The organism is Bacillus sp. FSL L8-0358 (assembly GCF_038593095.1).
Classification (GTDB): domain Bacteria; phylum Bacillota; class Bacilli; order Bacillales; family Bacillaceae; genus Bacillus; species Bacillus subtilis.
Genome location: NZ_CP151962.1, coordinates 929,490 through 949,689, shown reverse-complemented (window position 1 = coordinate 949,689; position 20,200 = coordinate 929,490). Strand labels below are relative to the sequence as shown.

The window sequence follows — 20,200 nt, the reverse complement described above, 5'->3', positions numbered from 1 at the left end:
TTTCTTTGTGATAAAACGACACAGCGTTTATAATAGGTTGATATCACGTAACTGGAGTGAATGCTAGTGAATATCAAACTTGATTCTGTTATTACTGAACGTGCGGCCGGCTTACATGCAGCTGCTGTCATTTATGAGAATATCGAAGTCGGCTCCTCACCGCAAATGCTGAAAGGCAGACTCCGCCTGTTTCAAGAATCCTTGTTTTTCGACTATGCGGACTGCGGTATATCCGATGAATCCTTCGTCAAGGAATGGCAGGAACTCTTTAAACAGCTTAACCCTTCATTTGAGGGAGAAACAACCCCAATGGAGGACATGCTGGTCCCGATATCCAAGGAACAATTCATGGAAAGTAAAGACTCGGCCCATGACACAATCAATTTTTTCGCATTAAAATATTCTCTGCCCATTATGATTTATGATGCCGGCAAGCTTCACGAGCAAGTCCGGATCTCATTGGGAGAAAAAGAAAACATATTGATTTTCTCTGATGAAAACGGCGTATTTGGCGATTTCAAAAACAACGTCAACCACTATCCCGTTTCAAACGAGACTAAGAATATGCTGCAAATCATTTTTTTCCCGCCATCGATTGAGAAAAGCAGCGCTGTTAACCTCTTATCATCATTAACGAAAATGTTTGAACAAATTCACGGCGGCACCCATACAGTACATTGGCTTACGTAAAAGAACACGAATACCGTGTTCTTTTTTACATAAAAAAACGCAATACTTCGTTTATCTGAGAAACGAAACACTGCGTTAATAACGTATGTATGGAGCGGGTGATGAGAATCGAACTCACGACATCAGCTTGGAAGGCTGAGGTTTTACCACTAAACTACACCCGCATTTGTGGTTGTCAGTAACAGTACCGCTCTGACTTTTTTTATATTACATGTTTATTTATTTTTCGTCAAGGGAATATAAAAATTTTGTCGAAAAAAAGTTATCTTTTTGTAAAGTTGTTAAGTTCCATTTACATAATGTTAAGTATACTATACAATATAATCAATCGAGATTGTGAAGGGGACAGACGTCATGATGAAAAATAAAGTAAAAGAGCTGAGGGCACGCTTCGGCTATTCTCAGGAAAAACTAGGAGAAACAGTCGGCGTCACAAGACAGACTGTGGCTGCTATCGAAAAAGGCGATTATGTTCCCTCACTGCTGTTAGCACTGAAAATCTGCAAAACCTTCTCCATGAAAATGGAGGATGTCTTTTGGTTAGAGGAGGAAAACTAAGATGAGCATGAAAACAAAAGCAGCTTTTCAACTTGTGTTATTTGGCCTTGCATGCTGGACGCTGATTGCATACTTTGAAGCGTCAGAAGGCATTGCATCTTTTTTTCGCACAAAGAGCGGCGGGATGGTATTTGAATTAAACCTCACCCCCTTTATTCTGTTTGTTGCGGCGTCTGCGGTTTATTTGTACTTACAGAAAAAAAGCCGCCCTGCCAGAAAGCAGCTTCTTCTGCCTGATGAGTTTGAAGAGCAGGATGAAAGAGAGCAGATGATGACGGCAAAAGCATGTCGCGCGTCATATATCGCTGTATACTTCTCGCTGCCTGCCGCAGCGGTTCTTCTCATTTTTTATCCGCTATTTCAATCACGTATTCCGTTTTTCCCTATTATTATTGTGTTTATCATCATGATCATCCAGCACCTTTCCTACGTCATCTCTTTCAAGAAAAACGAAAAAAACTCCGGCGCGCTGTAATCGGCCGGAGTTTTTTTTACCAGCTTGCTTTTTTCACACCGGGAATCTGGCCTTTATGGGCCAGCTCCCTGAAAGCGATTCTGGACATTTTAAACTTCCTCATATATGCTCTCGGGCGCCCCGTTACCATGCAGCGGTTGTGAAGCCTTCCCGGTGCTGAATCTCTTGGCAGCTTGCTGAGTGCCTCGTAATCTCCTTTTTCCTTCAACTCGCTTCTAATACCAGCGTATTGCTCAACAAGCTGTTGGCGTTTTAACTCTTTTGCCACTTTTGATTTTTTAGCCAAGTCACATAGCCTCCCTTTTAAATCGAAATTGTTACGATTTAAAATGTATCATGCACCATTCAAAAAAGCAAGCATACCGCTTTGTAAAACAGACGGCCTGAAGCCGCCCATTCTAATGATGCAATTCCACATAATACAGTAACGCATCTTGATGCTTAATGAGCTCTTTTTTATGTTCAGAGGTGTGCATTGTCTCGTCAGTCCCTCTAATACTGCTGCCGATCAAAGCAGGCTTCTCGAAAGTAATTGGTTCCGGCGATGAAATATTCTGAGTCATTTCCTGTGTTCTGCTATCGTCGCGTTTCACCGATGAATCAGCCGCTATATTTCCCTGTTTATCTACAATGCCAAAATGAATGGTGGTATGTTTATTCTTTCCTTCCCCCTCTTCATTCTCAAAATAAACAAATTGTATGGTATCGGTTTTTTCCTCTGAATAATCTGCACGAACCGGTCCAAACCTCTCAACAAGCTTTCCCTTTTGATAATGTTCGATGTACATGTCAGCTGAAGAAATACCTTCACCGATATTGACGGCTTCGGCAGTGAATGCCTGTGAAGCTGCGACATCCATTCTGTTTTTTTCAAGATCTGATATGTCCGCCGCTTTGATTTCCATCTGTTTTGAATGTCCGCATGCTGACAGCATAGCTATGAGACAAATGACTGCCGCGCTTCTCAATGTTTTCAGAAAAAAAGCCCCCTTTTTTTGAATATCATACCATGTTCGGGGGCTGTATTTTAGTTAAACTCATACATTTTTCTCTTTGACAAAATAAGTGTTTCCTACCGCTTCTCCCCTTTTGTTCTGAAGCTTTCTCGTCCGATCATTTTCAAACGGCAAAAGCGGAAATACAAGCTCTGCAAAATAATACGCTTCTTCTAAATGCGGATAGCCTGAGAATATAAACGATTCTATGCCGAGTGCCTGGTACTCCGCTATCCGGTCGGCAATCGTCTGCGGATCACCGACAAGAGCTGTTCCTGCCCCTCCTCTGACCAGGCCGATCCCCGCCCACAGATTCGGGCTGATTTCAAGCTTCGTCCGATCGCCTTGATGAAGGACGGCCATCCGCTGCTGGCCTGAAGAGTCGTAACGGCTCAAAGCTGCCTGCGCTTTGGCAATGGTGTCATCATCCAAGTGGCTGATCAAGCGCTCTGCCGCTTCCCATGCCTCTTGTTCAGTTTCACGAGCAATGACATGCAGCCTAATGCCAAATCGAACGGACCTCCCTTCTTTTTCCGCTTGCTTTTTGACTCTCTCTATCTTTTCTTTTACTTGTTCAGGCGGCTCACCCCATGTCAAGTACACGTCTGTATGCTTTGCGGCAGCTTCAATTCCAGCCTGTGACGAACCACCGAAATAGATGGGCGGATGCGGCTCTTGCTGCGGCGGGAAAAGCAGATTGCTGTTTTCCACTTTTATATGCTTTCCTTCATAGGAAACCGTTTCTCCCTGCAAAAGTCTCCGCCAAACGGTTAAAAATTCGTCTGTTGCCTCGTAGCGCTCATCATGGCTGATAAACAGGCCATCGCCTGCCAGCTCATACGGATCGCCCCCAGCCACAACGTTGATCAGCAGCCGGCCGTCTGAAATGCGGTCTAGGGTGGATGTCATTCTGGCTGCTAAAGAAGGCTGCATTAAACCAGGTCTTACCGCGACTAAAAACTTTAAGTCCTTTGTTTCTCCTGCCAGTGCCGACGCTGTAAGCCACGGGTCCTCGCACGATCTTCCCGTTGGCAGAAGAACTCCTGTATATCCCAGCCTGTCTGCCGCCTGTGCGACTTGTTTAAAGTAAAGATGATCCGCAGTCCGTCCATCACTTTCAGATCCTAAATATCTCGCGTCTCCATGAGTCGGTATAAACCAAAGAATTTCCATATTCATCTCCCCTTTATATCTTTTATCCTTCGTAGCTGTTTCTCCACTTTAACAGCTTTCGTTCAAGCAGCCTGACAAAGGAATCCGTCAGCTTTCCAACCACTGCAAAAATGATAATCCCTGCAAAGACTTTATTCGTTTGTGAAAACTGTCTCGCATCCATGATCATATAGCCGACTCCCGAGCTTGAGCCCATCAGCTCTGCCACAACGAGCCCGAGCCATGCAATGCCGAGCGATAATCGAATGCCTAGCAATATATTGGGCAGGGCTGCCGGCAATATCACTTTGGATATCTGCTGATGCCATTTAAATTCAAGCACCCGGGCGACTTCAAATAACTTCGCGTCAACCCCGCGGATGCCATTAAACGTATTGATATAGACAGGAAAGAAGGCACCGAGCGCAATCAGCAAAATTTTAGATACTTCGTCAAATCCGAACCATAAAATAAACAGCGGCGTGACGGCCAGATGAGGTACGGTTCTAAGCATTTGCAACGACGGATCAAGATACAGCTCCGTCCGTTTGGAGAACCCGACCAAAATCCCGATCATCAATCCAAGTCCCGTGCCAAGCAAAAAACCAAGCGCCGCCCGATAAATGCTGATTTGCAGATGGCCGAACAGCTCGCCGGACAAAATAAGCTCCTTAAAGGTCAGAACAATCGTAACAGGTGTAGGCAGCACTGTAGCGGACACAACCCCCAGCCCGCCGATGACCTGCCATATGGCAATGATGACAGCGGGCAGTAAAAGCCCCTTCATCCAGCCGTATCTCTTCCTTCCGGGCTTTTTTCGCACCGCTTCCGCATTCGTTTTGGGCAGCGAGCCCGCAGCCTCTGCTTTCATCATTGATCACCTCCTGAGGAATGTTCCTTTAATGCTTTTTTGATAAAAGTGTTATCGACAACATCCTTCACATCAATCTTCTTATCTATCGCCTTTGTTCGAAATTGAAAATCTGCTGTTTCCTGCTGCGCTTTCACAATGTCGTCACTGATGACCTCATTCAGAGGTTCAGTATTTTTCAGCACATTTTCGACGACCTTTTTATCGAGATCTTTAATGTCAGAATATAAGTCCGCTGCTTCATCCAGATGTTCCTTTTGCCATACAACGGCTTTATTAAACACCTTCAGAAAACGGACCACTTCGTCTGGATGCTCTTCTGAAAACTTTGTTCTTACTAAAGTAAAACCCGGTGAATATAAATCTGTGCTTTCTCCGTTCACAAGGATTTTTGCTCCGTGTTTTATTGTTTCTAAGGACAAGTACGGCTCCCAAATGGACCAGGCATCAACAGATCCGTTTTCAAATGCGGAAGCTGCTTCATCAGGCTGAAGCTGAATAATTGTCACATCGTTAGCTGACAACCCCACTTGATCAAGCGCTTTATACAAAAAATCAAACCCGCTGCTGCCTTTGGCGACTGCAATTTTCGTCCCCTTTAAGTCCTTAACGTCTTGAATGCCGCTGTTTTGATTGACAAGGATGCCGTTTGCTTTCAAGCCGTCCTGAGACAAACCGATTTCTTTAAAGTCAATGCCTGCCGCCTGTCCAGCGATCACAGGCGAATTACCGACTTGAGAAAAATCAAGTTTGTCTGCCGCAAGGCCTTCAAATTGGGGCGGACCGCTTTGAAACTCCACCCATTTCACTTTGATGCCTTCTTTTTCAAATGCATCTTCGAACCAGCCTTTTTCCTTTGCGATCAAAAGCGGGCTTAAGCTTTGCTGAATACCAATACGAATTTCCTTCAATTGTTTGTGGTCACCGCTGGCTCCATTTGCTCCACAGCCTGCGAGCAGAAAAATAACGGCAACCAATACAATGAGTCCTTTTTTCATTTCCGCTTCCGCCCTTTCTATATCCCTGATCCTTCTGCGTACTCCAAATCTTCTGTTTTCTCGAATTCCGACAGCACTCTCTGTCTGATCGCTTGGAAATCCGGAGTCGTCCGGTTCCGCGGATACGCCAGGTGAATAGGCATCAGCTTATGGATTTTCCCAGGTTTGGCCTTAAGGATCGCAAGCTCATTTCCTAAATAAACAGATTCATCTATATCATGAGTGACGAGAATCATCGTTGTTTTTTTCCTCCTCCATATATCCAGCAGCACGTCCTGCAGGTGTTTTCTTGTAAAAGCGTCGAGTGCACCAAACGGTTCATCTAAAAGCAGCACCTCAGGCTCCCGCAGAAGGGCCCGGGCGATGGCTACTCTTTGTGACATGCCGCCTGACAGCTCGCGCGGATATGCTTTTTCCGATCCTTTCAATCTGACAATCTCGATCAGTTCATCCACCTTTTGTTTGACTTTTGGGTCCTTCAAATTCAAGTCGGCTGCAATATTCTGCTCAACAGTCAGCCAAGGAAAGAGGCGGTGTTCCTGAAAAATAAATCCTTGCTGAATACCCGGAGCTGTTACGCTGCGGCCGTTAATTTCAACACTCCCGTCATATTCAGAATCAAGCCCTGCAATAATCTTTAACAGGGTGCTTTTTCCGCACCCGCTCGGTCCGATAAGCGTTAGAAATTCGCCTGGTGCGATTGATAATTCTATGTTCTCTAAGACCGTGTTTTTGCGGCCCTCTTGAACAAATGCCTTTTCTTTGATGCTGATGGTCACAGCCACTTTTATCCCTCTCTTTCTGCCAACCCCGCCTTCAAAAAAAACAAAAAGGCCCCCATCTCTGTTCTTGTAGAGATGAGAGCCTTCGGCGGTCCGATCAGCTGCCCAATTGTTTTTTTGTTTGAATAACATGTTAATTCAAATTATTCCGATATGTCAACTCTTTTTTAAATATGATTTTTGATATCCTTGTTTATCACTTACTCTGCTTGTTTCGCAAATAGAGAAGGAAAAATTATTTCTCCAAAAATTATTAAGTGTCATAAAAAGCTGTTACAACAAGGTTTTTCAACAATTTCGATACTAGATATCGATTAATAGAGATAACTATTTTATAATAATTATAAAATAATATTGACTTTTTACTTAGAGATGATATTATGTTCTTATAAATTCCAAGAGGTGATAACATGAGTTCAAATAAACTGACAACTAGCTGGGGCGCTCCGGTTGGAGATAATCAAAACTCAATGACTGCCGGTTCTCGCGGACCAACTTTAATTCAAGATGTACATTTACTCGAAAAATTGGCCCATTTCAACCGAGAACGTGTTCCTGAACGTGTTGTTCACGCCAAAGGAGCAGGCGCACACGGATATTTTGAAGTGACAAACGACGTAACAAAATACACGAAAGCCGCTTTCCTTTCTGAAGTCGGCAAACGCACACCGTTGTTCATCCGTTTCTCAACAGTTGCCGGTGAACTTGGCTCTGCTGACACAGTTCGCGACCCGCGCGGATTTGCTGTTAAATTTTATACTGAAGAAGGAAACTACGACATCGTCGGCAACAATACGCCTGTATTCTTTATCCGCGATGCGATTAAGTTCCCTGATTTCATCCATACACAAAAAAGAGATCCAAAAACACACCTGAAAAATCCTACGGCTGTATGGGATTTCTGGTCACTTTCACCAGAGTCACTTCACCAAGTGACAATCCTGATGTCTGACCGCGGAATTCCTGCAACACTTCGCCACATGCACGGCTTCGGAAGCCATACATTCAAATGGACAAATGCCGAAGGCGAAGGCGTATGGATTAAATATCACTTTAAAACGGAACAAGGCGTGAAAAACCTTGATGTCAATACGGCAGCAAAAATTGCCGGTGAAAACCCTGATTACCATACAGAAGACCTTTTCAATGCAATCGAAAACGGTGATTATCCTGCATGGAAACTATATGTGCAAATCATGCCTTTAGAAGATGCAAACACGTACCGTTTCGATCCGTTTGATGTCACAAAAGTTTGGTCTCAGAAAGACTATCCGTTAATCGAGGTCGGACGCATGGTTCTAGACAGAAATCCGGAAAACTACTTTGCAGAGGTAGAACAAGCGACATTTTCACCTGGAACACTCGTGCCCGGTATTGATGTTTCACCGGATAAAATGCTTCAAGGCCGACTGTTTGCTTATCATGATGCACACCGCTACCGTGTCGGTGCAAACCATCAAGCGCTGCCAATCAACCGCGCACGCAACAAAGTAAACAATTATCAGCGTGATGGACAAATGCGCTTTGACGATAACGGCGGCGGATCTGTGTATTACGAGCCTAACAGCTTCGGCGGTCCAAAAGAGTCACCTGAGGATAAGCAAGCAGCATATCCGGTACAAGGTATCGCTGACAGCGTAAGCTACGATCACAACGATCACTACACTCAAGCCGGTGATCTGTATCGTTTAATGAGTGAAGATGAACGTACCCGCCTTGTTGAAAATATCGTTAATGCTATGAAGCCGGTAGAAAAAGAAGAAATCAAGCTGCGCCAAACCGAACACTTCTACAAAGCGGATCCTGAATACGGAAAACGCGTGGCAGAAGGCCTTGGATTGCCGATTAAAAAAGATGCTTAATGTAGAAATGCAAAAACCCGCTGTAATCAGCGGGTTTTTTTATATTTAGTTACACATTGCGTATGCTTCTCATCAATCTTCATATAAATTTCTTCCATTAGCTCCGCGCTGTTTATAATCTCTCGTTTGTTTTTTTCAATCAGCAGCTCAAGCGGCAAAATCTGATTCCCGTAGGTTTTTCGCTTCCTGAATCGTTTTCTCCCCTTTTCTTTTTTGACTCCCATCAATAATCCCTCCTTTTTCATACAAAAAAGGCCCTTATCTAAACGATAAGAGCCTTCGGTGTTCCGATCAGCGCGATAAATTTGAAAAATTTGTACTGACCATGTTAATTCATACAATACCGACCTGTCAACTATTTTTTGAGAGTGTTGACACTGTATCAGATTGCATCCCCGCTTTTTCCTTATACACTCTTTTCCCCTAACGCATAAGCTAGAGAAACTAGAATACGAGAGAAAGAGAGGTGGGAGTGTGGAAAAGACAAAATTGACCGGACGTATCGTAACACGGGATGATCCGGACTATCGAGAGAAACGATGGGAGACTACGTAAATTGGCCAGATATCGAAATCAGAAACTGGCCAAGAACATATTACGGCGAAAACGTTGAACGACTCCGCCGTGTCAAAACGAAATATGATACAGAAAATGTTTTCCGCTTTGAACAGAGTATTCCGCCGCTTCGACGCTCTCTGTTTTTCTAAAAAAAAATGAAGATGGAGCATTCTCCATCTTCATCTTTTTTATTGATATAAATTGCTTCCCGTATCGACAAACTCTTTTGCTTTTTCTTTTAATCCTTTATTTATGGCTTCTGCTTCACTGAGATCGTTTTTCTTCGCATAATCCCGAATATCCTGTGAAATTCTCATGCTGCAAAATTTCGGACCGCACATGGAACAAAAGTGAGCGGTTTTTGCTCCTTCAGCAGGCAAGGTTTCATCATGGTATTCAAGCGCTCTCTCCGGATCAAGAGATAGATTAAACTGATCCCGCCAACGGAATTCAAAACGGGCTTTCGATAACGCATCATCCCGGATTTGCGCCCCAGGATGCCCTTTTGCAAGGTCTGCAGCGTGCGCAGCAATCTTATATGTAATGACTCCTTCACGAACATCATCACGGTTTGGCAGCCCTAAATGCTCCTTCGGCGTTACATAACAAAGCATTGCTGTCCCGTACCAACCGATCATCGCCGCTCCGATCGCTGAAGTAATATGGTCATATCCCGGGGCAATATCCGTTGTCAGCGGCCCCAATGTGTAAAAAGGCGCTTCTTTACAAATGTCCATTTGTTTATCGACGTTCTCTTTGATTTTATGCATCGGAACATGTCCAGGACCCTCAATCATCACCTGAACATCATGCTTCCAGGCAATTTGCGTCAGCTCTCCAAGCGTCTCTAATTCAGCAAACTGCGCTTCGTCATTGGCATCAGCAATTGATCCGGGACGCAAACCATCCCCAAGAGAGAAAGCAATATCATACGTTTTCATAATCTCACATATTTCTTCAAAATGTGTGTATAAAAAGCTTTCTTGATGATGAGCCAGACACCACTGCGCCATAATCGCTCCCCCGCGTGACACAATACCAGTTGTCCGTTTGGCAGTCAGCGGTACATACCTAAGCAAAACACCCGCGTGAATCGTAAAATAATCCACTCCCTGCTCTGCCTGCTCGATTAGCGTATCACGATAAATCTCCCACGTTAAATCCTCCGCTACGCCGTTTACTTTTTCAAGCGCCTGATAAATCGGAACAGTTCCCACAGGCACGGGGCAATTGCGGATAATCCATTCACGCGTCGTATGAATATCTTTTCCGGTAGAGAGATCCATCATTGTATCTGCTCCCCAGCGGATGGCCCACGTCATTTTTTCCACTTCTTCTTCAATGGATGACGTAACCGCTGAATTCCCGATATTTGCATTAATCTTCACATGAAAATTCCGGCCGATAATCATTGGCTCACTTTCAGGGTGATTAATGTTTGAAGGAATAATCGCCCGGCCGCTGGCTACCTCGTCTCTGACGAATTCAGGAGACACATGCTCACGAATGGCGATAAATTCCATCTCAGGTGTAATGATCCCCTTTTTTGCATAGTGCATTTGAGTAACATTTTGACCTGCCTTCGCCCTCAGCGGTTTCCGCTTTAATCCTGGGTAGCTTACGTTTGGATTTGCTTTTTTATAACCGTTATCTTCTGGTTTTATAGCCCGACCTTCATACTCTTCCACGTCACCGCGCTCTGTGATCCATTTTTGGCGGAGCGGCTTTAATCCTTCTTGAATATTAATGGTTACTTCAGGGTCCGTATACGGTCCGCTTGTATCATAGACACGCACAGGTGCGTTTTCCTCTTCGCCGAACGATCCCGTCGTCGGACTCAATAGGATCTCCCTCATCGGCACTTGGATGTCCGAAGAAGAACCCTCCACGTATACCTTCTTGCTACCTGAAAAACTTGACATAATGGAAATGTTGGCTTGCTGCACTGAATTGTTTTGCATTACTTTTCCTTCCCCTCTCTACGTTTGAAAGGACAAAATCAAGCCCATAACCAGCACAAAAAACCGGATTCATATAAATGAACCCGGTTACAGTCAGAAAGAAACATATTATTGCCCAGCACGACAATAACAAAAACTATTCCTCTACTTCCCCACGCTGGTACGAACCAGATCAGGTCCAAAGGGTTAAGAAGCTTACCTTCTCTCTCAGCCCGAAAGCGGGCACCCCCAGTAACTATTGATTTCGCCCTCATCTTAACATAAAACCAATCTGAAAAAAAGAGGAATATAGAAAATATTCAGCTAATTCATCCCAAATATTTGACCGGCAACGGGATTTCAGATACTTCATGTTCCCCCATTATCACCCGATATGCCTTTGCACCCGCTCTTGAACTCACGGTCTGAAACAGCTGATCATTTATGAGATGGAGAGCAGCCCCATCATCCGCTGCATAGCCACTGCATAAGAACTTGTTAGATATCAACTGGTGGTATGCCGGTCTCCGATCCTTTTCCCCGTCATAATGGGGAAAAAAGCTCCCTTGCAAAAAACCTAAACTTTTCAAACCTGTCAGCGGTCCGGCTGAATCTGTCACCCCTTCTTCAAACCAGCAGATCGCACCGGCACTTAATCCAGCTAGGACCACACCGTTCTTCCATGCTTCCCTGAGAATATGGTCCAGCCCCCACTCTTTCCATAACACAAGTAAATTCCGCGTATTTCCCCCGCCAACATAAATCACGTCCATTTCCATAACAAAAGAAGCTAAATCTGTTGATGGCGGCTTAAACAAAGATAAATGAGACGGCACACAAACCAGTGTTTGAAATGCATGATAAAACCGCTGAATATAGTTTTGGGAATCTCCGCTCGCCGTCGGCAAAAAACAAATACGAGGCTGCTCTCGTTTTGATTGATTGAGGATATATTGATCGAGGGACAAATTATCCGGCTCCATCGAAAAACCCCCGCCCCCCATCGCAATAATCTGCTTCATCATCACACCCCCCAACAAATTTGTTGCTTATTATAGCATTTTGTATAGAAGCAAGAAACAAAGCCAAATACTTTCTTATCAGGAGCTGCTAAAAAAACAAAGGAGGTGGTTTCCCATTGAACAAAGTCTTTGTCCCAAAGATATTCTTGATTTGTTAACAACAATAAAAACCAGCATTAACAAATACACTGTCGCAATAACAGAAGCCGAAAATCCCCACATCAGAAGAGCGTTGCATGATCAATTAGATACAGCCATTCATCTCCAAGATGAACTGTCAGATTTTCTGTTAGAAAAGGGGTGGCTCGGGTGAGCAATTTCAAATCGATTCGCTTTTATCTTACAGCAAAGACCACCAAAAGAGACGGGATCTCAAAGATGAGATGCCGCCTCTTTTTTATTGCTCCACTCTTCTTAAAGCCTCGTTTACCGTTTCTTTTATAAACGCGTCTTCACCGCTTAATCGGTCTAAACTGAGATCGCCGTTTCTCAGCCTTTCGGAAATATTGTTTATATCCTCCTCTACTGTGATTTGCAGCTCACCAGCCAAAAACATTCTGTGTAATTCATCTGCAACCAAACTTTCTTTATTCACTTCCATCCACTCCTTTATTTTCAATATTATTCTTAGTCTGTCCCTGGGCCGAGACGAATAATAGGAAAAAAGTATGAATCAAACGAATCTTTTTTCCTCCTTCTTACGTATATCTGTTGAGAAAAAAGAAAAAGGGGAAGATCTAACATGTCATTTTTTAAGAAGCTTGCGGCAAGTGCCGGAATTGGAGCTGCAAAAGTAGATACAATTTTAGAAAAAGACGCATATTTTCCAGGAGAAGAAGTACAGGGAACGGTACATGTCAAAGGCGGAAAAATCGCTCAGGACATCCGGTATATCGATTTACAGCTTAGCACACGGTATGTCATTGTAAAAGACGATGAAGAGCACCGGAAATACGCTACAATTCATTCTTTCCGGGTCACTGGTTCATTTACCATACAGCCTGGTGAAGAGCATCAATTTCCGTTCACATTCACTCTGCCTCTAGATACGCCGATCACTGTAGGGAAAGTAGAGGTTGCCGTGGTGACAGACCTTGACATTCAAGGCGGTATCGATAAATCCGATCATGACCGCATTTTTGTTGAAGCGCACCCTTGGATTGAAAATGTGCTTGAAGCAATCGAAAACCTGGGCTTCCGTCTTAACGAAGCAGACTGCGAACAAGCGCCCTACTTCCAGCGTCGTCTTCCGTTCGTTCAAGAATTCGAATTCGTTCCGACTTCCGGATATTATCGTCAGATGCTTGATGAATTAGAGCTCATTTTCCTTTTAGACGAAGACGGTTTGGAAATCATTTTCGAAGTCGACCGCAGAGCTAGAGGACTCCGAGGGTGGCTGGAAGAGATGTATAATGACGGAGAACAGCTTGTACGCGTCCGTTTCAGCCAATCAGAGCTTGAAGATACAGAAGAGCTAGAAGAGGTGCTAGAAGAGATCCTAGACCAATACGCTGAGTAAATAAAAAAAGGAGCTGAGGCTCCTTTTCTTTAATAAAAAATAAAAACCCGTTTCTGTTAAGAAACGGGTTTTTCAGTATACCGGTGGTCGGGGTCGAACCGACACTCCAGAAGGAACACGATTTTGAGTCGTGCGCGTCTGCCAATTCCGCCACACCGGCAAGTTTTACGTCGTATCTAACCGACGAATATAAATATATCATGGATCTCATAAAGTGTCAACGTATTTCAAAAAAGTTTTTTTGGAAATATAAAATAAAAGTGTTGAAAGACTAGCTAAACAGCCGCTTTATAATAGGCCTCGGAACTTAACTTGTTATGATAAATCAAAGCATTAAAAAAATGATCTACTTATGTAGATCATTAATATGATTAGTTATAATGATAAAATACAAACACCAATTCAACTTACCATGTAAGTAAAATTGGTGCCGAGGGCCGGACTTGAACCGGCACGGTAGTCACCTACCGCAGGATTTTAAGTCCTGTGTGTCTGCCAATTCCACCACCCCGGCAATAAGAAGGCGACACCCGGATTCGAACCGGGGATAAAGGTTTTGCAGACCTCTGCCTTACCACTTGGCTATGCCGCCGTAATTGGAGCGGAAGACGGGATTCGAACCCGCGACCCCCACCTTGGCAAGGTGGTGTTCTACCACTGAACTACTTCCGCATTTTTAATGGACTTAATACATTATATGCAGTTGATATAAAAAGTGAGACTGGGCTAGCTGGATTCGAACCAACGCATGACGGAGTCAAAGTCCGTTGCCTTACCGCTTGGCTATAGCCCAATGATAATATGGGGCGATTGATGGGAATCGAACCCACGAGTGCCAGAGCCACAATCTGGTGCGTTAACCACTTCGCCACAACCGCCATAATCTCAAGATGTCATAAATTTGGCAGGGGCAGTAGGAATCGAACCCACACCGGAGGTTTTGGAGACCTCTGTTCTACCGTTAAACTATGCCCCTATAAATGGTGGAGGGGGGCAGATTCGAACTGCCGAACCCTGAGGGAGCGGATTTACAGTCCGCCGCGTTTAGCCACTTCGCTACCCCTCCACATTAAATTTTGAAAAAAACAGTGCCGGCAAGAGGACTTGAACCCCCAACCTACTGATTACAAGTCAGTTGCTCTACCAATTGAGCTACACCGGCATAGGTGGTGGCTCGGGACGGAATCGAACCGCCGACACACGGATTTTCAGTCCGTTGCTCTACCAACTGAGCTACCGAGCCTAAGTATTTAAATGGCGGTCCGGACGGGACTCGAACCCGCGACCTCCTGCGTGACAGGCAGGCATTCTAACCAACTGAACTACCGGACCATTTTAAAATTTGGTTGCGGGGGCAGGATTTGAACCTGCGACCTTCGGGTTATGAGCCCGACGAGCTACCGAACTGCTCCACCCCGCGATGATATAATGGTGGAGGATGACGGGCTCGAACCGCCGACCCTCTGCTTGTAAGGCAGATGCTCTCCCAGCTGAGCTAATCCTCCATCATATAATGACCCGTACGGGATTCGAACCCGTGTTACCGCCGTGAAAGGGCGGTGTCTTAACCGCTTGACCAACGGGCCCAGACTTTCAATTGTAATTATGTATAAGTATCAGTGGCGGAGAGCAAGGGATTCGAACCCTTGAGACGGAGTTGACCGCCTACACGATTTCCAATCGTGCTCCTTCGACCACTCGGACAGCTCTCCAATAATGGCTCCGCAGGTAGGATTCGAACCTACGACCGATCGGTTAACAGCCGATAGCTCTACCACTGAGCTACTGCGGAATGAAGTCTGCCTGGCGATGTCCTACTCTCACAGGGGGAAACCCCCGACTACCATCGGCGCTGAAGAGCTTAACTTCCGTGTTCGGTATGGGAACGGGTGTGACCTCTTCGCCATCATCACCAGACATTTTCAGTGACATTTAACATTATACTATGTATTCTTGAGAAAATCAAGTGTTTTTTAAAAAAACTTATTCTCTCAAAACTAGATAACAGGTGTGACATCATTCAAAAATATGGTTAAGTCCTCGATCGATTAGTATCTGTCAGCTCCATGTGTCGCCACACTTCCACCTCAGACCTATCAACCTGATCATCTTTCAGGGATCTTACTTCCTTGCGGAATGGGAAATCTCATCTTGAGGGGGGCTTCATGCTTAGATGCTTTCAGCACTTATCCCGTCCGCACATAGCTACCCAGCGATGCCCTTGGCAGAACAACTGGTACACCAGCGGTGCGTCCATCCCGGTCCTCTCGTACTAAGGACAGCTCCTCTCAAATTTCCTGCGCCCGCGACGGATAGGGACCGAACTGTCTCACGACGTTCTGAACCCAGCTCGCGTACCGCTTTAATGGGCGAACAGCCCAACCCTTGGGACCGACTACAGCCCCAGGATGCGATGAGCCGACATCGAGGTGCCAAACCTCCCCGTCGATGTGGACTCTTGGGGGAGATAAGCCTGTTATCCCCGGGGTAGCTTTTATCCGTTGAGCGATGGCCCTTCCATGCGGAACCACCGGATCACTAAGCCCGACTTTCGTCCCTGCTCGACTTGTAGGTCTCGCAGTCAAGCTCCCTTGTGCCTTTACACTCTGCGAATGATTTCCAACCATTCTGAGGGAACCTTTGGGCGCCTCCGTTACCTTTTAGGAGGCGACCGCCCCAGTCAAACTGCCCACCTGACACTGTCTCCCCGCCCGATAAGGGCGGCGGGTTAGAAGGTCAATACAGCCAGGGTAGTATCCCACCGATGCCTCCACCGAAGCTGGCGCTCCGGTTTCCAAGGCTCCTACCTATCCTGTACAAGCTGTACCAACATTCAATATCAGGCTGCAGTAAAGCTCCACGGGGTCTTTCCGTCCTGTCGCGGGTAACCTGCATCTTCACAGGTACTATAATTTCACCGAGTCTCTCGTTGAGACAGTGCCCAGATCGTTGCGCCTTTCGTGCGGGTCGGAACTTACCCGACAAGGAATTTCGCTACCTTAGGACCGTTATAGTTACGGCCGCCGTTTACTGGGGCTTCAATTCGCACCTTCGCTTACGCTAAGCGCTCCTCTTAACCTTCCAGCACCGGGCAGGCGTCAGCCCCTATACTTCGCCTTACGGCTTCGCAGAGACCTGTGTTTTTGCTAAACAGTCGCCTGGGCCTATTCACTGCGGCTCTCTCGGGCTTGCACCCTAACAGAGCACCCCTTCTCCCGAAGTTACGGGGTCATTTTGCCGAGTTCCTTAACGAGAGTTCTCTCGATCACCTTAGGATTCTCTCCTCGCCTACCTGTGTCGGTTTGCGGTACGGGCACCTCTCACCTCGCTAGAGGCTTTTCTTGGCAGTGTGGAATCAGGAACTTCGCTACTATATTTCGCTCGCCATCACAGCTCAGCCTTATGGGAAACGGATTTGCCTATTTCCCAGCCTAACTGCTTGGACGCGGATATCCAATACCGCGCTTACCCTATCCTCCTGCGTCCCCCCATTGCTCAAATGGTGAGGAGGTGGTACAGGAATATCAACCTGTTGTCCATCGCCTACGCCTTTCGGCCTCGGCTTAGGTCCCGACTAACCCTGAGCGGACGAGCCTTCCTCAGGAAACCTTAGGCATTCGGTGGAGGGGATTCTCACCCCTCTTTCGCTACTCATACCGGCATTCTCACTTCTAAGCGCTCCACCAGTCCTTCCGGTCTGGCTTCACAGCCCTTAGAACGCTCTCCTACCACTGTTCGAAGAACAGTCCGCAGCTTCGGTGATACGTTTAGCCCCGGTACATTTTCGGCGCAGAGTCACTCGACCAGTGAGCTATTACGCACTCTTTAAATGGTGGCTGCTTCTAAGCCAACATCCTGGTTGTCTAAGCAACTCCACATCCTTTTCCACTTAACGTATACTTTGGGACCTTAGCTGGCGGTCTGGGCTGTTTCCCTTTCGACTACGGATCTTATCACTCGCAGTCTGACTCCCAAGGATAAGTCATTGGCATTCGGAGTTTGACTGAATTCGGTAACCCGGTAGGGGCCCCTAGTCCAATCAGTGCTCTACCTCCAAGACTCTTACCTTGAGGCTAGCCCTAAAGCTATTTCGGAGAGAACCAGCTATCTCCAGGTTCGATTGGCATTTCACCCCTACCCACACCTCATCCCCGCACTTTTCAACGTGCGTGGGTTCGGGCCTCCATTCAGTGTTACCTGAACTTCACCCTGGACATGGGTAGATCACCTGGTTTCGGGTCTACGACCACGTACTCATGCGCCCTATTCAGACTCGCTTTCGCTGCGGCTCCGCATCTTCTGCTTAACCTTGCACGGGATCGTAACTCGCCGGTTCATTCTACAAAAGGCACGCCATCACCCGTTAACGGGCTCTGACTACTTGTAGGCACACGGTTTCAGGATCTCTTTCACTCCCCTTCCGGGGTGCTTTTCACCTTTCCCTCACGGTACTGGTTCACTATCGGTCACTAGGGAGTATTTAGCCTTGGGAGATGGTCCTCCCGGATTCCGACGGAATTTCACGTGTTCCGCCGTACTCAGGATCCACTCAGGAGAGAACGAAGTTTTGACTACAGGGCTGTTACCTCCTATGGCGGGCCTTTCCAGACCTCTTCATCTACCTCGTTCTTTTGTAACTCCGTACAGAGTGTCCTACAACCCCAAGAGGCAAGCCTCTTGGTTTGGGCTAATCCCGTTTCGCTCGCCGCTACTCAGGGAATCGCATTTGCTTTCTCTTCCTCCGGGTACTTAGATGTTTCAGTTCCCCGGGTCTGCCTTCTCATATCCTATGAATTCAGATATGGATACCACTCCATTACGAGTGGTGGGTTTCCCCATTCGGAAATCTCCGGATCAAAGCTTGCTTACAGCTCCCCGAAGCATATCGGTGTTCGTCCCGTCCTTCATCGGCTCCTAGTGCCAAGGCATCCACCGTGCGCCCTTTCTAACTTAACCGTTAAAAAGAATCACTATGTGATATCTTGTATTACTAATTGAATGTGATGTCTACTGTTATCTAGTTTTCAAAGAACACGTTTCGAAGGAATGATCCTTCAAAACTAAACAAGACAGGGAACGTTCTGTTTATAAGACCCAAGGTCTTATATTCCGTATAATATCCTTAGAAAGGAGGTGATCCAGCCGCACCTTCCGATACGGCTACCTTGTTACGACTTCACCCCAATCATCTGTCCCACCTTCGGCGGCTGGCTCCTAAAAGGTTACCTCACCGACTTCGGGTGTTACAAACTCTCGTGGTGTGACGGGCGGTGTGTACAAGGCCCGGGAACGTATTCACCGCGGCATGCTGATCCGCGATTACTAGCGATTCCAGCTTCACGCAGTCGAGTTGCAGACTGCGATCCGAACTGAGAACAGATTTGTGGGATTGGCTTAACCTCGCGGTTTCGCTGCCCTTTGTTCTGTCCATTGTAGCACGTGTGTAGCCCAGGTCATAAGGGGCATGATGATTTGACGTCATCCCCACCTTCCTCCGGTTTGTCACCGGCAGTCACCTTAGAGTGCCCAACTGAATGCTGGCAACTAAGATCAAGGGTTGCGCTCGTTGCGGGACTTAACCCAACATCTCACGACACGAGCTGACGACAACCATGCACCACCTGTCACTCTGCCCCCGAAGGGGACGTCCTATCTCTAGGATTGTCAGAGGATGTCAAGACCTGGTAAGGTTCTTCGCGTTGCTTCGAATTAAACCACATGCTCCACCGCTTGTGCGGGCCCCCGTCAATTCCTTTGAGTTTCAGTCTTGCGACCGTACTCCCCAGGCGGAGTGCTTAATGCGTTAGCTGCAGCACTAAGGGGCGGAAACCCCCTAACACTTAGCACTCATCGTTTACGGCGTGGACTACCAGGGTATCTAATCCTGTTCGCTCCCCACGCTTTCGCTCCTCAGCGTCAGTTACAGACCAGAGAGTCGCCTTCGCCACTGGTGTTCCTCCACATCTCTACGCATTTCACCGCTACACGTGGAATTCCACTCTCCTCTTCTGCACTCAAGTTCCCCAGTTTCCAATGACCCTCCCCGGTTGAGCCGGGGGCTTTCACATCAGACTTAAGAAACCGCCTGCGAGCCCTTTACGCCCAATAATTCCGGACAACGCTTGCCACCTACGTATTACCGCGGCTGCTGGCACGTAGTTAGCCGTGGCTTTCTGGTTAGGTACCGTCAAGGTACCGCCCTATTCGAACGGCACTTGTTCTTCCCTAACAACAGAGCTTTACGATCCGAAAACCTTCATCACTCACGCGGCGTTGCTCCGTCAGACTTTCGTCCATTGCGGAAGATTCCCTACTGCTGCCTCCCGTAGGAGTCTGGGCCGTGTCTCAGTCCCAGTGTGGCCGATCACCCTCTCAGGTCGGCTACGCATCGTTGCCTTGGTGAGCCGTTACCTCACCAACTAGCTAATGCGCCGCGGGTCCATCTGTAAGTGGTAGCCGAAGCCACCTTTTATGTTTGAACCATGCGGTTCAAACAACCATCCGGTATTAGCCCCGGTTTCCCGGAGTTATCCCAGTCTTACAGGCAGGTTACCCACGTGTTACTCACCCGTCCGCCGCTAACATCAGGGAGCAAGCTCCCATCTGTCCGCTCGACTTGCATGTATTAGGCACGCCGCCAGCGTTCGTCCTGAGCCAGGATCAAACTCTCCGATAAATGGATCACAAGTTAAGTTCACCGCATCCTGCGGCGACACCTGTGTGACCTGCGTCGTGCAGGCCCTAGTTTGACTGACTACGCACATCGCTGTGCGTTTTT

16 protein-coding genes, 17 tRNA genes, 3 rRNA genes, 1 pseudogene and 1 riboswitch are annotated in these 20,200 nt (G+C 46.7%); of the genes and pseudogenes, 7 read left to right on the top strand and 30 right to left on the bottom strand.

Annotation, left to right across the window (positions count from 1 at the left end; genetic code table 11):
- Positions 1-66 precede the first annotated feature (66 nt).
- The gene (locus NYE49_RS04910) at positions 67-690 is read left to right on the top strand and encodes a B3/4 domain-containing protein (protein ID WP_047182328.1); all 624 of its coding nucleotides are present in this window, start codon (positions 67-69) and stop codon (positions 688-690) included.
- A gap of 90 nt (positions 691-780) precedes the next feature.
- On the opposite strand, the gene NYE49_RS04905 is transcribed toward NYE49_RS04910, so the two are convergent.
- Positions 781-854 (bottom strand) — tRNA-Gly (locus tag NYE49_RS04905).
- A 193-nt stretch (positions 855-1,047) separates the two neighbouring features.
- On the opposite strand from NYE49_RS04905, the gene NYE49_RS04900 reads away from it, so the two are divergent.
- Positions 1,048-1,248: a helix-turn-helix transcriptional regulator gene (locus tag NYE49_RS04900; protein WP_047183550.1), complete on the top strand. Its 201-nt coding sequence runs from the start codon at positions 1,048-1,050 to the stop codon at positions 1,246-1,248.
- A 1-nt stretch (position 1,249) separates the two neighbouring features.
- Positions 1,250-1,723 carry a hypothetical protein gene (locus NYE49_RS04895; protein ID WP_047182327.1) on the top strand — a complete coding sequence of 158 codons (474 nt, stop codon included), beginning with the start codon at positions 1,250-1,252 and terminating at the stop codon, positions 1,721-1,723.
- 16 nt (positions 1,724-1,739) lie between these two features.
- Here the strand turns inward: NYE49_RS04895 and rpsN are convergent, their stop codons facing one another.
- The 6 genes from rpsN to NYE49_RS04865 all read right to left on the bottom strand — a co-directional run bounded on the left by rpsN (position 1,740) and on the right by NYE49_RS04865 (position 6,524).
- A complete protein-coding gene (gene rpsN, locus NYE49_RS04890; protein ID WP_015383171.1) occupies positions 1,740-2,009 on the bottom strand; it encodes a 30S ribosomal protein S14 in 270 nt (89 codons plus the stop codon).
- Positions 2,010-2,121: 112 nt separating this feature from the next.
- Positions 2,122-2,658 (bottom strand): hypothetical protein, encoded by a 537-nt coding sequence (locus tag NYE49_RS04885; RefSeq protein WP_174616679.1) that lies wholly within the window; start codon positions 2,656-2,658, stop codon positions 2,122-2,124.
- A 102-nt stretch (positions 2,659-2,760) separates the two neighbouring features.
- The gene (ssuD, locus tag NYE49_RS04880) at positions 2,761-3,891 is read right to left on the bottom strand and encodes an FMNH2-dependent alkanesulfonate monooxygenase (protein ID WP_174616655.1); all 1,131 of its coding nucleotides are present in this window, start codon (positions 3,889-3,891) and stop codon (positions 2,761-2,763) included.
- Between the two features lie 22 nt (positions 3,892-3,913).
- Positions 3,914-4,744, bottom strand: coding sequence for an ABC transporter permease (locus NYE49_RS04875; RefSeq protein WP_080109032.1), 831 nt, complete (start codon positions 4,742-4,744; stop codon positions 3,914-3,916).
- Positions 4,741-5,739: an aliphatic sulfonate ABC transporter substrate-binding protein gene (locus NYE49_RS04870; protein ID WP_015383166.1), complete on the bottom strand. Its 999-nt coding sequence runs from the start codon at positions 5,737-5,739 to the stop codon at positions 4,741-4,743. The genes NYE49_RS04875 and NYE49_RS04870 overlap by 4 nt, the downstream gene beginning before the upstream one ends.
- Before the next feature lie 17 nt (positions 5,740-5,756).
- On the bottom strand, positions 5,757-6,524 hold the full coding sequence (locus NYE49_RS04865) for an ABC transporter ATP-binding protein (RefSeq protein WP_021479704.1): 768 nt from the start codon (positions 6,522-6,524) through the stop codon (positions 5,757-5,759).
- Positions 6,525-6,931: 407 nt separating this feature from the next.
- Here NYE49_RS04865 and katA point away from each other — a divergent pair, with 407 nt between their 5' ends.
- Positions 6,932-8,383 carry a catalase KatA gene (gene katA / locus NYE49_RS04860; RefSeq protein ID WP_047182324.1) on the top strand — a complete coding sequence of 484 codons (1,452 nt, stop codon included), beginning with the start codon at positions 6,932-6,934 and terminating at the stop codon, positions 8,381-8,383.
- Between the two features lie 26 nt (positions 8,384-8,409).
- On the opposite strand, the gene senS is transcribed toward katA, so the two are convergent.
- Entirely contained in the window at positions 8,410-8,607 is a 198-nt protein-coding gene (gene senS / locus NYE49_RS04855) for a transcriptional regulator SenS (protein WP_003245192.1), read from the bottom strand.
- A gap of 300 nt (positions 8,608-8,907) precedes the next feature.
- Here senS and NYE49_RS04850 point away from each other — a divergent pair.
- Positions 8,908-9,090, top strand: a pseudogene (locus NYE49_RS04850) (BBE domain-containing protein); the annotation flags it as partial.
- A gap of 39 nt (positions 9,091-9,129) precedes the next feature.
- On the opposite strand, the gene thiC reads toward NYE49_RS04850, so the two are convergent.
- Complete coding sequence (gene thiC / locus NYE49_RS04845) at positions 9,130-10,902, bottom strand: phosphomethylpyrimidine synthase ThiC (RefSeq protein WP_043857146.1); 1,773 nt, start codon at positions 10,900-10,902, stop codon at positions 9,130-9,132.
- 132 nt (positions 10,903-11,034) lie between these two features.
- Positions 11,035-11,142, bottom strand: a riboswitch (TPP riboswitch).
- A 68-nt stretch (positions 11,143-11,210) separates the two neighbouring features.
- Positions 11,211-11,903 (bottom strand): Type 1 glutamine amidotransferase-like domain-containing protein, encoded by a 693-nt coding sequence (locus tag NYE49_RS04840; RefSeq protein ID WP_174616680.1) that lies wholly within the window; start codon positions 11,901-11,903, stop codon positions 11,211-11,213.
- A gap of 40 nt (positions 11,904-11,943) precedes the next feature.
- On the opposite strand from NYE49_RS04840, the gene NYE49_RS04835 reads away from it, so the two are divergent.
- Complete coding sequence (locus NYE49_RS04835; RefSeq protein ID WP_015383160.1) at positions 11,944-12,216, top strand: spore coat protein; 273 nt, start codon at positions 11,944-11,946, stop codon at positions 12,214-12,216.
- A gap of 84 nt (positions 12,217-12,300) precedes the next feature.
- Here the strand turns inward: NYE49_RS04835 and NYE49_RS04830 are convergent, their stop codons facing one another.
- Entirely contained in the window at positions 12,301-12,504 is a 204-nt protein-coding gene (locus NYE49_RS04830; RefSeq protein WP_014479229.1) for a hypothetical protein, read from the bottom strand.
- Positions 12,505-12,645: 141 nt separating this feature from the next.
- Between NYE49_RS04830 and spo0M the strand changes: the two genes are divergently transcribed.
- Complete coding sequence (gene spo0M, locus NYE49_RS04825) at positions 12,646-13,422, top strand: sporulation control protein Spo0M (protein ID WP_003233481.1); 777 nt, start codon at positions 12,646-12,648, stop codon at positions 13,420-13,422.
- A gap of 78 nt (positions 13,423-13,500) precedes the next feature.
- On the opposite strand, the gene NYE49_RS04820 is transcribed toward spo0M, so the two are convergent.
- From NYE49_RS04820 to NYE49_RS04730, 19 genes are all read right to left on the bottom strand, one after another.
- Positions 13,501-13,582: transfer RNA gene (locus tag NYE49_RS04820), tRNA-Leu, on the bottom strand.
- 265 nt (positions 13,583-13,847) lie between these two features.
- Positions 13,848-13,936: transfer RNA gene (locus NYE49_RS04815), tRNA-Leu, on the bottom strand.
- A gap of 7 nt (positions 13,937-13,943) precedes the next feature.
- Positions 13,944-14,014, bottom strand: a tRNA-Cys gene (locus tag NYE49_RS04810).
- Positions 14,015-14,019: 5 nt separating this feature from the next.
- Positions 14,020-14,094, bottom strand: a tRNA-Gly gene (locus NYE49_RS04805).
- A gap of 49 nt (positions 14,095-14,143) precedes the next feature.
- A tRNA-Gln gene (locus NYE49_RS04800) sits at positions 14,144-14,215 on the bottom strand.
- Positions 14,216-14,224: 9 nt separating this feature from the next.
- Positions 14,225-14,300, bottom strand: a tRNA-His gene (locus NYE49_RS04795).
- 24 nt (positions 14,301-14,324) lie between these two features.
- Positions 14,325-14,398 (bottom strand) — tRNA-Trp (locus NYE49_RS04790).
- 5 nt (positions 14,399-14,403) lie between these two features.
- Positions 14,404-14,488: transfer RNA gene (locus NYE49_RS04785), tRNA-Tyr, on the bottom strand.
- Positions 14,489-14,511: 23 nt separating this feature from the next.
- Positions 14,512-14,584 (bottom strand) — tRNA-Thr (locus NYE49_RS04780).
- A gap of 5 nt (positions 14,585-14,589) precedes the next feature.
- A tRNA-Phe gene (locus NYE49_RS04775) sits at positions 14,590-14,665 on the bottom strand.
- A gap of 12 nt (positions 14,666-14,677) precedes the next feature.
- Positions 14,678-14,754: transfer RNA gene (locus NYE49_RS04770), tRNA-Asp, on the bottom strand.
- Between the two features lie 11 nt (positions 14,755-14,765).
- A tRNA-Met gene (locus tag NYE49_RS04765) sits at positions 14,766-14,842 on the bottom strand.
- A gap of 9 nt (positions 14,843-14,851) precedes the next feature.
- Positions 14,852-14,927, bottom strand: a tRNA-Val gene (locus NYE49_RS04760).
- Between the two features lie 9 nt (positions 14,928-14,936).
- A tRNA-Glu gene (locus NYE49_RS04755) sits at positions 14,937-15,008 on the bottom strand.
- Between the two features lie 34 nt (positions 15,009-15,042).
- A tRNA-Ser gene (locus tag NYE49_RS04750) sits at positions 15,043-15,134 on the bottom strand.
- A gap of 5 nt (positions 15,135-15,139) precedes the next feature.
- Positions 15,140-15,214, bottom strand: a tRNA-Asn gene (locus NYE49_RS04745).
- 9 nt (positions 15,215-15,223) lie between these two features.
- Positions 15,224-15,339, bottom strand: a 5S ribosomal RNA gene (rrf, locus tag NYE49_RS04740).
- Positions 15,340-15,450: 111 nt separating this feature from the next.
- Positions 15,451-18,378: ribosomal RNA gene (locus NYE49_RS04735) — 23S ribosomal RNA — on the bottom strand.
- Between the two features lie 170 nt (positions 18,379-18,548).
- Positions 18,549-20,098 (bottom strand): 16S ribosomal RNA (locus NYE49_RS04730).
- Together the 16S, 23S and 5S rRNA genes with 16 tRNA genes alongside form the textbook arrangement of a ribosomal RNA operon.
- Between the last annotated feature and the right edge of the window lie 102 nt (positions 20,099-20,200).